We start from the raw sequence: 15,351 nt of genomic DNA on the forward strand, positions 1-15,351 counted from the left end.
GTTATTTTCTCACTAATTGCAGCTCAAGCGGTGTGGCTGCATTGAATGATATTAAATTAAGACCCGATTTAGTTAAGCGATTAAAGCGTGTGCTAAATGCCTGTTCGGCATTTTTAGCAAAGCGCGCTCTAAAACTACTATCCATAAGTGGTAGGGCAAAGTCTTGGCCATTGGCGCTTACTGTAACGGCTTGTTTAAATGCCGGTAACTGATGCTCAAATGGATCGCTTATGTGGCAACCAATTAGCTCGCAGTGACGGCTTAGTATTTCGAGCTGTTTAAAGCTGGCGTCGTCTAGGGCATTAAAGTCAGAAATTAAATACACTAAACTACCGGGTTTAGCCAAATGGTTAAGGCGCTTTAAGTTATCGCTAAAGTTGTTAGTGGCTTGCTCGTCAATTGCGTTAAGGGCTTGCTGGTGGCTATCACACAAATTATGACACAGCTTTAATACCGCTTTTTCACGGGCGCTGGGCTTGAGTTCTAAATGAGAGTGCTGATTAAATACAATGCCACCAATACGGTCACCACGTTGGCAGGCCGACCAAGCAACCAATGCGCTAATGTGCGCGGCTTGCACCGATTTTAATAACAACTGCGAGCCAAATAGCATCGAGTTTGAAAAATCAGTAAAAATAAACACTGGGCGCTCTTTCTCTTCTTGAAAAAGCTTAGTGTGTGTTTCGCCAGTGCGCGCAGTTACACGCCAATCAATAGAGCGAATATCGTCGCCTTGTTGATAGTGGCGTACTTCAGCAAACTCCATACCACGGCCTTTATGCGGCGCAAGGTATTGCCCGGTTAAGGTGTTTTTAATTTTTACTTTAGGAGCCAGCTCTAGCAATTGCGCTTTGGCTTTGTAATACATCAGCTCTTTAAGCGCTAAATTTACACCGTGGCTATGGCTTTGTGCAAGCCATGCTTGGGGATCTAATGGTGTTTGCATAAGTTACGGTACGGCTACAAGTTCAACAATACGGCTAATTACCTGATCTTTAGTAATGCCATCGGCTTGGGCTTCGTAACTTAAAATAATACGATGGCGCAATACATTATGTACTACTGCCTGAATATCGTCGGGCGCTACAAAATCGCGGCCTTGCAACCAAGCATGCGCACGGGCGCATTTATCAAGGGCAATAGTGGCACGTGGGCTAGCACCAAACTCAATCCAGCTACCTAGTTGTGCATCCAACTTAGCACCTTCACGGGTAGCTATAATAAGCTGCACTAAATACTGCTCAAGTGGTGGTGCTAAATAAAGGCCTAAAATAGCTTTACGAGCGGCAAATAAATCGCTTTGACTAATTTTTTGCATTACCGCTGGTTGCTCGTTTAATGCTTCGCCTCGGGTTAAACGCAGTATGTCTAATTCGTGCTCTGCGCCGGGGTAACCTATACTCAAATGCAGTAAAAAGCGGTCAAGCTGCGCTTCAGGTAGCGGGTAAGTGCCTTCTTGCTCCAGCGGGTTTTGTGTGGCCATTACTAAAAATAGGTCACTTAGCGGATAAGTATTTTTACCCACAGTTACTTGGCGCTCTGCCATGGCTTCTAATAAAGCTGATTGTACTTTAGCTGGGGCACGGTTTATTTCATCAGCTAAAATAAGATTATGAAACAGTGGGCCTTTTTCAAATACAAACTCACTGGTTTGCTGGCGATAAATATCAGTACCAGTAATATCGGCAGGGAGCAAGTCGGGCGTAAATTGCACCCGCTGAAACGAGCCTTCAATGCCTTTAGCTAAGGCGTTTACGGCGCGCGTTTTTGCAAGGCCAGGAGGGCCTTCTACTAATAAGTGGCCGTCAGCTAAAATGGTAATAAGTAGCGCTTGAGTAAGCTCTGGCTGGCCAATAATTTGTGTATCTAAGTACGTTTTTAATTGTGAAAATGCGTTAGCTGCCATAATAAATAGACTGTCCTCGTCAGCTGGAATAATACCAAAGTTATTTGGGTACGAAATACTGACCTAGTTATAAGGTTTAAAATTGGATAACTCAAGAGTTAGACTGTATTTTTAAAAATAGTTCGTTATTTATTAACGACTTTTAGCCTATCACAAAACTTTGTAAATGCGTCTAAAAAAGCCTATTGTAGTACTTATATAGTAGGTCTTAGAGAATTTTATTTGCCTACTAATCGATAAATTTCAGTTTATCTATTGGCTTTAGTACACGGGTTGTTTAGAATCGAGTAAAACAAACAGGTCAGACCTGTCAGCGGGAGCATAATTAATGTCTGAGCAAAACATACTTAAAACACCAAAAGGCGATCGTATAGCCATAGTTAGCGGCCTACGTACACCTTTTGCCAAGCAAGCAACTGCGTTCCACCATGTACCTGCACTTGATATGGGTAAACTTGTGGTTAACGAAATGCTTGAGCGATTAAATTTCAACAAGTCAGAAATTGATCAACTTGTATTTGGTCAGGTAGTACAAATGCCAGAAGCACCAAATATAGCACGCGAAATTGTATTAGGTACTGGCATGCCGGTATCGGTTGATGCGTATTCAGTTTCACGTGCCTGTGCGACTAGTTTTCAGGCTATTGCCAACGTTGCTGAGTCTATTATGGCCGGCTCTGTTACTGTAGGTATTGCGGGCGGCGCCGATTCTTCATCGGTACTACCCATTGGCGTGAGCAAAAAATTAGCTGGCAGTTTAGTTGATTTAAATAAAGCGCGTACCTTAGGTCAGCGCTTAAAAATATTTTCAAAGTTGCGTTTAAAAGATTTATTGCCAGTGCCTCCTGCAGTTGCAGAGTACTCAACAGGCCTTTCAATGGGGCAAACTGCTGAGCAAATGGCTAAAACACATAACATTAGCCGTGAAGATCAAGATGCATTAGCGCATCGCTCGCATTCATTAGCAACCCAAGCATGGGCAGATGGAAAATTAAAAGATGAAGTAATGACGGCGCACTTACCGCCATATAAAAGCTTTATTGAAGAAGATAACAACATTCGTAAAAACTCAACGGTTGAAGGCTACGCTAAGCTTAAGCCAGTATTTGACCGCCAACACGGTACAGTAACTGCAGCAAACGCCACCCCATTAACCGACGGTGCAGCTGCGGTATTAATGATGAGCGAAAGCAAAGCAAAAGCACTGGGTTACGAAATCCTTGGTTATGTACGCAGTTTTGCGTTTTCAGCCATTGGTGTTGAAAAAGATATGCTTATGGGTCCAGCTCATGCCACGCCTATCGCACTAGATAGAGCGGGTATTACCCTTGCCGACCTAGACTTAATAGAAATGCACGAAGCGTTTGCATCGCAAACACTCGCTAACATGAAAATGTTTGCCTCAGATAAGTTTGCGCAAGAGCACTTAGGTCGCAGCAAAGCGATTGGCGAAATTAACATGGATAAGTTTAACGTATTAGGTGGATCGCTTGCTTATGGACATCCATTTGCAGCAACCGGTGCTCGCTTAATTACGCAAAGCTTATACGAGCTTAAGCGTCGTGGTGGCGGTTTAGCATTAACAACAGCCTGTGCTGCAGGTGGTTTAGGTGCAGCTTTTGTATTGGAGAGTGCGTAATGTCAGATTCAGTATTTAATTTAACGGTTGATGAAAATAAAATCGCCGTAGTAACTATAGATGTGCAGGGCGAAAAAATGAATACCCTGCGCAGTAGTTTTGCCGATGATTTAAAAGCCTTACTAGCCGAAGCTAAGCAGCAGTCTGTAAAAGGCATGGTATTTATTAGTGGTAAAAGTGATAACTTTATTGCTGGCGCTGACGTTAAAATGCTTGATAGTGTGCAAAAGCGTGAAGATGCTTTAGCTATTAGCGAGTTATGTCACCATGCATTTTTTGACATGGAAAACCTACCTTTTACTACTGTTAGTGCTATTCATGGCGCAGCTTTAGGTGGCGGGTTAGAGTTTGCACTAGCCTGTGATTATCGCGTAGGCACCGACAGTGGTATTACCATAATTGGTTTGCCAGAAGTGCAATTAGGTTTATTACCTGGCGGTGGCGGTACTCAGCGTTTAACTAAAATAATTGGCATTCAAAAAGGCTTAGAATGGATGCTAACTGGTAAGCAAATTCGTGCAAAGCAAGCTAAAAAAGCCGGTGTATTAGATGATTGCGTACCACATAGCGTGCTATTAAAAGTAGCGAAAGAATTTGCCGCTAAAGGCAAAGCACCAGCTAAAGAGCCAAAACTCGACACCGTGATCAAGCTGCTAGAATCAAATCCGTTTGGCCGTAACTTTATCTTTAAAAAAGCAAAAGAAAACGTCATTAAACAAACGGGCGGACATTACCCTGCGCCACTTTTAATTATTAAAGCGGTACGTGCAAGCGTAGAGCTCGATAAGCTAAAAGCGTATAAAACCGAAGCTGAAAGCTTTGCAACGCTGGTAATGAGCGATGAATCAAAAGCGCTGCGTAGTGTGTTTTTTGCAACCACAGAAATGAAAAAAGACTGGCGTAACGACGACGCACCAGTAATTAACAAAACCGCAGTGTTAGGTGGCGGACTAATGGGCGCAGGTATTGCGCACGTAAGTGCCGTTAAAGCTAAAGTACCGGTACGTATTAAAGATGTAGCAGAGCAGGGCATTAGTAATGCAATGAGCTATACCTATAAAATTTTAGATAAGCGCTTAAAGCGCCGCATTATGTCTAAAGCCGATATGCAGCTAACAATGAGCCGTATTACAGGCGCTACCGATTACAGCGGTTTTAAAAATATAGATTTAGTAATTGAAGCGGTATTTGAAGATCTTGAGCTTAAACAAGGCATGGTTGCTGATGTAGAGCGTGAATGCCAAGAAAATACTATTTTTGCGAGCAATACCTCGTCATTACCTATTTCGCAAATTGCAGCTCAAGCTCAGCGCCCTGAAAACGTGATTGGTTTACATTACTTTTCGCCAGTAGAGAAAATGCCACTGGTAGAAATTATTCCACACGCCGGCACCTCAAAAGAGACAATTACTCGTGTGGTAAACTTTGCGCGCAAACAAGGTAAAACACCTATTGTAGTAAAAGATACCGCTGGCTTTTATGTAAACCGTATTTTAGCGCCTTACTTAAACGAAGCAGCTAACTTAATGCTAGCAGGTGAGCCAATTGAAAAAATTGATGCAGCTTTAGTTGAGTTTGGTTTTCCGGTAGGCCCACTGGCATTACTTGATGAAGTGGGTATTGATATTGGTTCTAAAATTGCGCCAATTTTAGAAAAAGAGCTAGGCGAGCGTTTTAAAGCACCCGATGCATTTACTCGTATGATAGAGTCAAAACGCCTTGGTCGTAAAACTGGTCGTGGCTTTTATGAGTACGATAAAAAAGGCAAAAAGGTTGACGAGTCAGTTTATGAACTACTTAACGTTACCCCAGCTCCGCGTTTAAATAAAAGCGAAATTGCCAAACGTTGTATTGCACAAATGCTTAATGAAGCGGTTCGTTGTTTAGACGAAGGCATTATTGCCAGCCCACGTGACGGTGATATTGGTGCTATTTTTGGTATTGGTTTTCCACCGTTCTTTGGCGGACCATTTAGCTATATGGATAAACTAGGCGCAAGTAAAATAAGCTCAGACATGTCTACATTAGGCAGTAGCAATGCAATTTTTACCCCTTGCGACACGCTTGTAGCAATGGCAGAGTCAGGCGCTAAGTTTTATGCCGCTCAGCCAAGCCCAGAGCCAACAGTTGAGTCAGAGCCTGCAGAGCAAGCCACTGACGAAGCTGCAGCGCCAAGTGCTAAAGAATAAGTAAATAAGCATTAACTAACAAAAACCGCATTTTATATGCGGTTTTTTTATGGCTAAATAAAGGTATGCCGCGATTAGTTAGAAACTGTGAAGCGCGTCTGCTTCAGCAGTAATTTATAAATACTGAATCACGCAAAAAAACTAAGCTACATCGACAGGACGAAAATAAGATAGACCCACGATTATGTAATAAATGACTCGGGTGTATAGAGCTCGTATTCGGAAATATTAAGGTGAATAAATGTATGAACAAACTGACCTTACGCGGGCAAACAAAAGTGGGCGAGTAAAGGTAACAGTATTACTTAATTCATAATATAAAAATACTCTATTAAGAATGTAATCCTTTTAATCGAAATAAAGACACTCAATGGCCTGTGTTCTTTCCAAAAACCAATTAAAACAATACCAAATATCTTTTTTATATTCAGCATAAAATATATTAATCAATTGTACCAAACGAGGAACTCGGCTATGGTTTTATTTATCAATAAAAATAAATTTAAAAGCGAGTTAATCTACAGTCTCGTTATCAAAACTAGGAGTTACTTGTATGAGCAATACATTTATTGTCGACTTTTGGGCAAAAACTTTCCTATATTTGGGAAAAGTTTCATTCTTTAATTTAGTTCGCTGGATATTCCCAAAATCTAGAACTGGTATTTTTTCTGAGGCTTGGGCACTTACTCACGTATTTTTATCAATCCTTTCAGTCCCCGCTGTTTTGTATATAAAAAATGATTATATAAGCTTCATTATTACATTTTACGCATTGTTGAGAGTTTTTGAAGTTGTAATCTATCAAATTAATGTACTTTTATTTGATGAATATAGGGCGAATAAAGCAGGTAAAAGTTATGCGTTAAATGGTTATCGTAGGATGATAATTCTATTAATTCAAAACTATTTTGAAATAATATTTTGGTTTGCAGCTCAATACATTTTCTTTCAACATATTTTTAACTTTACAGTACAAGGTTCTCATGAAAGTGTTTTAGGTGCCGTATATACAAGCTTTGTTGTTATGACTAGTTTCGGGTTTTATAATGTTACTCCACTTGGAGTTCTGGCTTACTCTCTTGTTATTGGCCAAGCAATGATTGGATTGTTTATGACATTACTTAGTTTAGCTAGATTTATAGGAGTAATTCCAACCCCGAAATCAATGGATCAATACGAACAATAAACATTTTTCTGTTTTGTGTCTTAATATTATAGCAAACAACTTTTAGCCCCTTATTTGGGCATTCTACCTTGTGGGGAAAGAAATGAATTTGGGAAGTCTCGTACCTTGGTTAGCTTTGTTGATTTCAGTTGTCAGTTTGTTGGTGAGTGCGTATGCAATTTATCGAGATAAAAGTCGGGTTAAGGTTTTTTGCAAAGTAGTATATGACTGCTCTAAGGATGAATCTGAAAACCTAGACAACCCACCTCCTTTTCTACGTATATATGCCGTGAATACAGGGAAAAGGCCGATATTCTTATCTGATCTTTGTGGTTATATTTCAAGAAAGTCATCAAGTTTTTGGGCTTTAAAGGATGAGCCAATAGTTTACGATGAACATGGAATACCATCGGTCGTATCTAGTTATTTTGTTCATGATGTCGGTGTGAGGTTAGATGATGGAGAAATTTATGAGTATCGAATTGAACATGATAATTATACAAAGTTATACGCTGTTAATAATGGTGGTGCGTTGTTTAAAAAATACTTTTTAACGGATGTGTTAGGTCAAAAATATCCAGTCAAAGATTCAAAAAAAGGAATTAAGAAATTGTTGGAGTATAGAGCATAGCAAGGAACTATGGTGTTAATTTATAATATTGAACCATTTAGGATTCCATATATACCATCTCTCACTATTAGATGTATCATCACTACTAGCTTTAATTTAGAGGTATATAACAGGGGTATCGTTAGGGTTGGGCTAAATGTTAGTAATAAATACGCTTGAAGTGCTTCAAGCGTATTTAAAATAAAATGGGGTATTTAAAGATGGGCGGCGATAATTTTTTTATCTTTTTCTGGCATGTTATCTACCACTAAATCAAATGAATTATCAATCATTCGCTTAATCTCGTTTTGCGGGATTGTGCCATCTAGTATTATGGTATTCCAAAGGCGTTTATTCATATGATAGCCAGGGATCACTGCAGTAAACATATCTCTTAATGCTAGTGCTTCGTCGGGGTCACATTTTAAATTTAACCACCAAATAGGCTCGCCATTGGCGTCGTTATTTTCATCATTACCCAGTGCAAGGGTGGCAAACATTTTATGGTTTACCTTGTAAACATCAACTTCTTTAGAAAAAGGTTGGGTTACTTTAACTAGTGGTTTGTTAACTAAATACTCATGTACAGTTTGTTGGTCCATGATCCATTCCTTGAAGTCATACTCGATGAAACTACCATAACAGTTTTTTTAATGTTTGATTATATGTATTTTTGTAAAAATCATAATTTTATGAGTTAATCCAAGGTATAGCGGGGTTTTGAAGCAGTTTTAGTTGAACAAAATCTAGTTCGTGGTATGTTTCTCAGAGTCAAAAATAATAGGAATATATTCATGCCAAAGGCGAGTGAAGTTAAAAAAGGGACAGCCATTGATTTTAATGGTCGCGTTTTAGTTGTAAAAGATATAGTACGCTCAGTTCCACAAGGTCGTGCTGGTGGTAGTTTGTACCGTATGCGTTTATACGACGTAGTAACGGGCAGCAAAGTGGATGAAACATTTAAAGACAGTGATATGTTAACACTTGCTGATTTAACTCGTCGTGAAGCTATGCTTTCGTACATTGATGGTGACGAGTATGTGTTTATGGATAACGAAGATTACACGCCATATAATCTAAGTAAAGATGCGATTAGCGAAGAGATTTTGTTCGTAAATGAAGAAACTCAAGGCGTGCACGTTATTGTAATAGATGGCGCACCGGTTGGCCTAGATTTGCCATCAAGTGTTGAACTGGTTGTGGAAGAAACCGACCCATCTATTAAGGGTGCTTCGGCGAGTGCACGCTCAAAGCCGGCGCGTATGTCTACAGGGTTAAATATTTCAGTTCCTGAGCATATTTCTACAGGCGATCGTATTCGTATCAATACTGCAGAGCATAAATTTATGGGCCGTGCTGAAAAGTAAGCGCCTAATTATTTATATTAAAAAGCCGACTTGTTCGGCTTTTTTTATTGCTTAGATTCAAATAGTAAGTGCATAGCTTTAAAAATAGTCATTTTATGGTTAAAATACGCGGCTTGTTTTTACAGGTTTAGGTATTGCTTTGATTTTTGTTTTATTAAGCGCAGTGTTTATAGCGATTATGTATTTAGAGGCGATTAAAAAGGGCATGCCGGTTAAGCGTTGGCTGTTGTTAGCGGGTTTACTTGGGCCGGTTGCATGGTGTTTGTTTAATTTACATTATCGCCGTGCGTTACTGCGAAGTGTAGGCATTAACCCTTGCATATGGCGTCCTTAATTTTTTATTTCTGTTTTTTAACTTTAATTAGTGACAGCTACTTTTTTAATCTGGCTAATTAAACTAGGTACAGACTTGCTGTGCTGGAGTTTTAAAAATTCGGTAAACTCATCTTTTGATAGCGGCTTAGAGTAATAGTAGCCTTGTACTGTTTCACAGTTTAATTGTTTGAGTATTTCTATTTGCGACGCTTGCTCTACGCCCTCTGCAACCACATGTAGGTCAAGGTTATGGGCAATAGTAACAATTGAGTCGACCATATTGCGGCCGCGCTCGTTTTTCATGTCATCGATAAAGGCTTTATCAACTTTAAGCGTATTAAGCGGAAACTGCTTTAAATAGGCCAGCGAAGAGTAGCCGGTACCAAAGTCGTCCATTGCTAAATGAATACCTCGGGCGCTGAGTGAGCACATTATTGCGATAGCATCTTTAGGGTCGTCCATTACCGTGCCTTCGGTAATTTCTAGCTCTAAAAAGTAAGAGGGCAATGCATTTTTTTGTAAAATCACATCAATACGTGTTGTTAGGTCGGGTAAACTAAATTGCTTTGCCGATAAATTCACAGCAACTCTGCCATTAAATAAGCCCGCATCAAGCCACTCTTTTACATCGCGACAGGCTTTATTTAAAACCACTTCACCAATTTCTATTATTTGCCCTGTTTCTTCTGCTATTGGGATAAAAACACCCGGGCTAATAATACCTTTTTTAGGCGTGATAAAGCGTACTAATGCCTCCATTCCCACAAGTTTACCGGTATGAATATTCATTTTTGGTTGGTAATACACGGCAAAATGATTTTCTTTTAAACCAAAGCGCATTAGGTTTTCTATTTGCAGGCGCTTTACGGCTTCACGGTTCATGGTGTCATTAAAAAACAGATAACTATTACCTTTCTTTTTAGCGTGGTACATAGCTGTGTCGGCATTTTTTAATAGTAGCTCTGGGGTATTACCATCTTCAGGGAACAACACAATGCCAACGCTTGAGGTAATGGCAAGCTCATGTCCGGCCATTTTAAAAGGCGTAGCAATAGCCGCTAAAAACTGTTTAGCGGTGCGGGTAATAGTATATATGTCGTTAGTATCAGACATTACCAGTGCAAACTCATCGCCGCCTAAACGATAAAACACGTCATTTTCGCGAGTGAGTTTATTTAGCCGCATAGCGAGTTTAGCTAATAAGCTGTCACCTAGTTGGTGCCCTAAAGAGTCATTTATTTTTTTAAAGTTATCTAAGTCGAAAACTAACAAAGCATGGTGCGAGTTTAGTTGCCCTAATTTTTGTAAGTCGGTAAAAAACAAATTACGGTTAGGCAGGTTGGTGGTGCGGTCTCTATTGGAGAGGTTATGCAGTTGCGATTCGGCTTTTTTACGCTCGGTTAAATCAGAGTATACAACGACATAGTTAGTTATTTGGTTTTGATCATTTCTAATTTCATCAATCGAAATTTCTATGGGTAATAAAACATGTGCACTATTGCGTAATTTAACTTCTTGTTGCAGGCTATCTCGCTGGTATACGGTTTTTTTAATGGTGTTAATGTAACTTTTATCGTAGCCGGGCAAATTAAAATCTTTTTTAAGGTACTGCTCGCGCACGCCACCAAATAAGGTTAAAAAGCTGGGGTTAATATCCACTAACTTAAAGTTTTTATCGTAAATAGCCAGGGCATCGGTTAGCGATTCAACGCATTTTGCAAAAAGGTTTAAGCGCTCTTCGGTTAGCTTTAATTGTGAAATGTCGCGCACTGTGCCTGTCATGCGTAAGGGACTAAGGTTGGTGTCTTTTTCTATTATTTTGCCGCGATCGAGTACCCAGAGCCAGCCGCCAAAATGATCTTTAATCCGATAAGTCGCTTCAAAAAAAGGAGTTTGCTGAGCAAAGTGTTTTTTAAGTAAATATTCTACTTGGGTAATGTCGCTTGGGTGAATAAGGCTTTTATTAGGTGGAAACTCTGTTGATAATATTGAATCCATTAAGTACTTATCGTTAATACGAAGTACTTTACCGGTTTTTATATTCCAATCCCAAAGGGTATCGCCACTGCCTTCAACAGTGCTTTTTAAGCGTTGTTCAGAAAGCATAAGTTGATAGCGCGAGCGCTTAAGTTTATATATAACCGTTAGCATGTAGCATAAAACAAGCACAATTATTGCGCTTGCCGTAACTGCAACGGTATTTAAATTTAAGTTAAAAGTTGCCTCTAAGGCATATAGGCTATGCGAGGCAACTAATAGGGCTAATAGTAAGCTTATTTTTATTATTATTGTGATCATTATTTTTATTGTTTTTATAACATTTAATTTTCAAACGACAATCTAAATCAAGCGTTACTCACTGTCAAAGAGAATGCGAGTAAAGGGCCTGATTATGCGCTTTATTAGGCTTTGCAGAGCTTAAAAACTCATATCTAGGTCTATTTTCATTAAAAAGGCTTAGCGCGTATGCTTTTATATCTGCAAGGGTTAATGCATTTAATGCATCAAGCAAGCGTTGTTGCATATGAAACTCGTGATCGCGATTACCAATAGCTAACCATAATCGTTGCGAGCGCAGTCGCAGGTTTTTATCTGCTTCGGCTATATGTGTGGTTAGGCCGTGCTTTTGTTGTAACCAATCTTGCGGGGTTAAATTATCTATATTGGTTAAATAGTCATGAATAAAGTTATTATGGCGCTGCAGTATTGTTTTGGCTTCAAACTTGGGTGATTGCACATAAAAAACAATGCCCGCGCGGGTGTTAAAAGGCGCGTAACCGGCACCAACTAAATAACCTAATTGTTGCGTGGTGCGTAGTTCGTTAAAGTAATCTTGATTGATTAGATGATTTAGCGCCATCATTTTTACTTTTTCACTTACACAGTCGGTTTGTGCTTGATAGTAAATAAGCATAGCGTGATCATTACAAGGAAGCGTTAACTCAAAGCGCGTTACTTTGTTAATTTTAAATAATGGCCGTGTTAAATCGGCTATTACAGCGGCGCTTTTTAAGTGCGCGGCTACTTTTTTCTGAAAACTAATTGCATCAGCTTGTTGCCAGTTACCATGTAAAAAAGACTCTACATGCAGGGCTTTAAAAAAGTCTTGTCTAAATTCATTAAATTGCTGAAAACACGTGTTTTTTAATGCGTCAGCCAATTCGTCTGGCTGTGGATTCCACGGCATTATTTTTGCGCCTAACATGCTAAACAGCTCACCTACGGGCTTATTTTGATTACTGTTACGCCAATGCCTTACTAATTGCTTTTTATACTCGGCAAAACGCTTAGAGCAAATTTCTACGTTAAATAAAGCATCAATGAGTTCATCAACCAGCTCTAACTGGCTTGATGAGAGCCCCGCTGTATGTAGTGTTAACCCACCTTGATGAGACGTTAAGTGATAACTAAGTCCTGCAAGTTCGGCAGGGTAAAATTGCTCGCTAACGCTATCCATAAATAAATCAGAAAAGAGGCGGGTGAGTGCCATGTGCTTTACATCTTTTATTGCAAAGTCTGAGTCCATTGCCAAGTAAAAATGACCTTTGGCAACGCGAAAGGTGTTGTCTTGTTTAAACCAAAAATCAAAACCAGGCTCTGTGACTATTAGCTCAGGTTTTGTTTGTGGCTCAATTATATCAAACAGCTCAACGTCTTTGGTTAAATAAGGATTAACAACAGGTAAGCGCATTTCATTGAGTGGTTTATTAATGTTACTTAGTGCATCGAGCCAACTAGTCGAAATTTTTTCAACCTTGTAAGGTGTATTATACCAAGCTGCTTTATGTTGAGGCTCAACCCCGGGGTGAATAAGTACCAAGCGCATATTGTGTGGCTTTAACCATTGCATGGCCATTTCATGGGTGGCGTGTTTAAAGCCTTCCATTAAATAGTCGCCTTGTAAGTAGTTAGGCTGATCGTAATGTTGCATATTAATGCTTAAGTTACTTACCCAGTCTATTAAGCGCGATTGTTCTTGGTTATCGAAGGCAATTTGCAATAGCTTCTTTTTATCTTGGTATAAGCGCGGTAGCTGTTCAATATTGTTATTAATGAGGCAAATATACTCAAGGATCATTTCAATAATATCTTCAAAGTATTCAATACCTTCATCCGTTAGTGCCATACTAATATTAAAGTCTTTAAAATTACTGCCATTAATGCCACCCCCGGCAGAAAGTGCATTTATCCAGCCTTGCTGTTTTAAAATAGAGTATAAGGAGCCCGCACCTTCATAACCGAGTAAGTGTGCAATAAAGCTCACTGTTTTGTGACGATAAAAGTCATCAATATTAGGCATTGCAAAGCTCACTATAAGCTTTTGCATATGCTTATGAGGTTCAATGTGCAGCAGTTTTCCTAGGTCTTGCGCTCGGTATAGCGGCGCACTAATTGCGGGTTTTGGTTGCTTGGCGTTACCACAAACCGCAGTAAAGTATTGTTTTGTCCATGCTTGGAGAGTGTCGAGCTCCTCATTAGCGCATATGACCAAAGTCATGTATTGAGCTTGGTAAAACTGCTTAAAAAAGTCTCTTAGCTCGTCGCTAATGCAGCGCTCTCTGTCGGCTAATGTTTGTAAATTACCCACCGAAAATTTAGCAAAAGGGTGAGCCGGATTAACCGTTTCTTTATGTACTTGGTATATACGACGGCCGTCGTCTTTAATTTTTAATTTAAATTCTGCTTCTATCGCGTTACGTTCTTTTTCTGTTTCTGCAGCATTTAATAATGGCGCAATAAAAAACCGGCTAAATTGCTTTAGCGCATGTTCAAATTCTTGATTATTAATGTCAAAAAAGTAGCAAGTGTGCTCAGTTCCGGTCCAGGCATTGGTATTGCCGCCCGCTTGTGATACAAAATTATTAAAGCTACCTGAGTCAGGAAATTGATCTGTGCCTAAAAATAGCATGTGCTCTAAAAAGTGTGCTAAGCCTTGTCTATCAACAGGGTCGTCAAAATGTCCAGCATTAACAGCCATAGACGCAGCGGCTTTTGTTGCATCTTTATCTTGCACTAAGAGTACTTTTAGACCATTGTCCAGTGTTAGAGCGCGGTAGGCTCTGTTATCATTGCGACTGATATTCAAATGATGCTCCTGAAACTAAATGTTTACTTGTTAACAACAGATGATAACTTCAGGACAGAGAAATACAGCGATAAGATTTACCTGAATATCATGACAGAACTATTTAAGAAATAAATAGTGTTACCTTGTTAATATAGCGGAAGAACGGGCAAATTGGCTACTGTTTTATATTCTTTAATTGGTTGATTTATTATGAAAACAATCTTAATAATGCGCCACGGCGAAGCAACGCCAATGCAGGCCGATGATGCAGCGAGACAGTTAACCCAAAAGGGTCATATTGAAGCTGAAAAAATGGGGCTGTGGCTGGCAAAAAACTATTCACCCGATGCGCTGTTAGTTAGTCCTTACATTAGAGCTCAACAAACAGCAAAAGGGGTTGCTAAAAATAACACGTTTAAATTTAGCGAAACCTGCAAAGACATTATACCTGAAGGTAAACCGCAAATTGCAGCCGATTACATCGAAACGTTAATAGCGGCGCATCCTGCGTGTAATACTTGGCTAGTAGTGGCGCACATGCCCATAGTAAGTTATTTGGTTGATCAGTTATGTGTGGGCCATATGCCTATTTTTAATACCGGTGCAGTTGCCGTAATTAATTATAATGAGCAAACCCAGCGCAGCGAATATAAAAACATAAATGCGCCTGACACTGTTTAATGCCAAACAATTTGGAAAATATAAATTATGACAATTGAACGCCTTCAAACTAATGCGCGTATGAGCCGCATAGTAAAGCATAACGGTATTATTTATCTGTGTGGACAAGTTTGTGCAGACGCTGAAAAAAATATTAAAGAGCAAACTCAAACTATGCTCGATAAAGTAGCTACTTTACTAGATGAAGCCGGCAGCTCGAAAGAGAATATGCTAAGCGCGACTATATATGTAAAAAGCATGGAGTATTTTGCTGAGATGAACGAGGTGTGGGATGCCTGGGTACCTGAAGGCTATGCCCCTGCACGCGCCTGTGTTGAAGCTAAAATGGCTCGAGATGGCTTGCTTGTTGAAATTTCGGTTGTTGCTGCAGTTAAGTAATTAGCAGCTATTAAGCTGCTAATCTTTTGAATT

13 protein-coding genes are annotated in these 15,351 nt (G+C 39.6%); 8 read left to right on the top strand and 5 right to left on the bottom strand.

Features of this window, described 5'->3' with window-relative positions:
• Position 1: 1 nt before the first annotated feature.
• Entirely contained in the window at positions 2-946 is a 945-nt protein-coding gene (locus PNIG_RS05025) for a DUF58 domain-containing protein (RefSeq protein ID WP_086998270.1), read from the bottom strand.
• 3 nt (positions 947-949) lie between these two features.
• The gene (locus tag PNIG_RS05030) at positions 950-1,906 is read right to left on the bottom strand and encodes an AAA family ATPase (protein ID WP_089367942.1); all 957 of its coding nucleotides are present in this window, start codon (positions 1,904-1,906) and stop codon (positions 950-952) included.
• Positions 1,907-2,234: 328 nt separating this feature from the next.
• Between PNIG_RS05030 and fadI the strand changes: the two genes are divergently transcribed.
• From fadI to PNIG_RS05055, 4 genes are all read left to right on the top strand, one after another.
• Positions 2,235-3,545, top strand: a complete 1,311-nt coding sequence (gene fadI, locus PNIG_RS05035; RefSeq protein ID WP_011327655.1) for an acetyl-CoA C-acyltransferase FadI — start codon at positions 2,235-2,237, stop codon at positions 3,543-3,545.
• Positions 3,545-5,734 carry a fatty acid oxidation complex subunit alpha FadJ gene (gene fadJ / locus PNIG_RS05040; RefSeq protein ID WP_089367943.1) on the top strand — a complete coding sequence of 730 codons (2,190 nt, stop codon included), beginning with the start codon at positions 3,545-3,547 and terminating at the stop codon, positions 5,732-5,734. The genes fadI and fadJ overlap by 1 nt, the downstream gene beginning before the upstream one ends.
• Positions 5,735-6,287: 553 nt before the next feature.
• Positions 6,288-6,920 carry a hypothetical protein gene (locus PNIG_RS05050; protein WP_089367944.1) on the top strand — a complete coding sequence of 211 codons (633 nt, stop codon included), beginning with the start codon at positions 6,288-6,290 and terminating at the stop codon, positions 6,918-6,920.
• Positions 6,921-6,990: 70 nt separating this feature from the next.
• Positions 6,991-7,530, top strand: a complete 540-nt coding sequence (locus tag PNIG_RS05055) for a hypothetical protein (RefSeq protein ID WP_208619489.1) — start codon at positions 6,991-6,993, stop codon at positions 7,528-7,530.
• Between the two features lie 194 nt (positions 7,531-7,724).
• On the opposite strand, the gene PNIG_RS05060 is transcribed toward PNIG_RS05055, so the two are convergent.
• The gene (locus PNIG_RS05060) at positions 7,725-8,111 is read right to left on the bottom strand and encodes an MmcQ/YjbR family DNA-binding protein (RefSeq protein ID WP_086998279.1); all 387 of its coding nucleotides are present in this window, start codon (positions 8,109-8,111) and stop codon (positions 7,725-7,727) included.
• A 192-nt stretch (positions 8,112-8,303) separates the two neighbouring features.
• On the opposite strand from PNIG_RS05060, the gene efpL reads away from it, so the two are divergent.
• A complete protein-coding gene (gene efpL / locus PNIG_RS05065; RefSeq protein WP_011327658.1) occupies positions 8,304-8,876 on the top strand; it encodes an elongation factor P-like protein EfpL in 573 nt (190 codons plus the stop codon).
• A gap of 139 nt (positions 8,877-9,015) precedes the next feature.
• Positions 9,016-9,210, top strand: coding sequence for a hypothetical protein (locus PNIG_RS05070; protein WP_011327659.1), 195 nt, complete (start codon positions 9,016-9,018; stop codon positions 9,208-9,210).
• Positions 9,211-9,233: 23 nt separating this feature from the next.
• On the opposite strand, the gene PNIG_RS05075 is transcribed toward PNIG_RS05070, so the two are convergent.
• Positions 9,234-11,489 (bottom strand): sensor domain-containing protein, encoded by a 2,256-nt coding sequence (locus PNIG_RS05075; RefSeq protein ID WP_089367946.1) that lies wholly within the window; start codon positions 11,487-11,489, stop codon positions 9,234-9,236.
• A 64-nt stretch (positions 11,490-11,553) separates the two neighbouring features.
• Positions 11,554-14,277, bottom strand: a complete 2,724-nt coding sequence (locus tag PNIG_RS05080; protein ID WP_089367947.1) for an insulinase family protein — start codon at positions 14,275-14,277, stop codon at positions 11,554-11,556.
• Positions 14,278-14,469: 192 nt separating this feature from the next.
• On the opposite strand from PNIG_RS05080, the gene sixA reads away from it, so the two are divergent.
• Both sixA and PNIG_RS05090 read left to right on the top strand, forming a co-directional pair.
• Complete coding sequence (sixA, locus tag PNIG_RS05085) at positions 14,470-14,940, top strand: phosphohistidine phosphatase SixA (protein ID WP_089367948.1); 471 nt, start codon at positions 14,470-14,472, stop codon at positions 14,938-14,940.
• A 27-nt stretch (positions 14,941-14,967) separates the two neighbouring features.
• Entirely contained in the window at positions 14,968-15,318 is a 351-nt protein-coding gene (locus PNIG_RS05090; RefSeq protein ID WP_011327663.1) for a RidA family protein, read from the top strand.
• The last annotated feature ends 33 nt before the right edge of the window (positions 15,319-15,351 follow it).

It is taken from the genome of Pseudoalteromonas nigrifaciens (assembly GCF_002221505.1).
Classification (GTDB): Bacteria; Pseudomonadota; Gammaproteobacteria; order Enterobacterales; family Alteromonadaceae; genus Pseudoalteromonas; species Pseudoalteromonas nigrifaciens.

Bases quoted from the DNA above. Each gene is read 5' to 3' on its own strand.
- PNIG_RS05025 (WP_086998270.1), bottom strand. From the start codon at position 946: ATGCAAACACCATTAGATCCCCAAGCATGGCTTGCACAAAGCCATAGC.
- PNIG_RS05030 (WP_089367942.1), bottom strand. From the start codon at position 1,906: ATGGCAGCTAACGCATTTTCACAATTAAAAACGTACTTAGATACACAA.
- fadI (WP_011327655.1), top strand. From the start codon at position 2,235: ATGTCTGAGCAAAACATACTTAAAACACCAAAAGGCGATCGTATAGCC.
- fadJ (WP_089367943.1), top strand. From the start codon at position 3,545: ATGTCAGATTCAGTATTTAATTTAACGGTTGATGAAAATAAAATCGCC.
- PNIG_RS05050 (WP_089367944.1), top strand. From the start codon at position 6,288: ATGAGCAATACATTTATTGTCGACTTTTGGGCAAAAACTTTCCTATAT.
- PNIG_RS05060 (WP_086998279.1), bottom strand. From the start codon at position 8,111: ATGGACCAACAAACTGTACATGAGTATTTAGTTAACAAACCACTAGTT.
- efpL (WP_011327658.1), top strand. From the start codon at position 8,304: ATGCCAAAGGCGAGTGAAGTTAAAAAAGGGACAGCCATTGATTTTAAT.
- PNIG_RS05075 (WP_089367946.1), bottom strand. From the start codon at position 11,489: ATGATCACAATAATAATAAAAATAAGCTTACTATTAGCCCTATTAGTT.
- sixA (WP_089367948.1), top strand. From the start codon at position 14,470: ATGAAAACAATCTTAATAATGCGCCACGGCGAAGCAACGCCAATGCAG.
- PNIG_RS05090 (WP_011327663.1), top strand. From the start codon at position 14,968: ATGACAATTGAACGCCTTCAAACTAATGCGCGTATGAGCCGCATAGTA.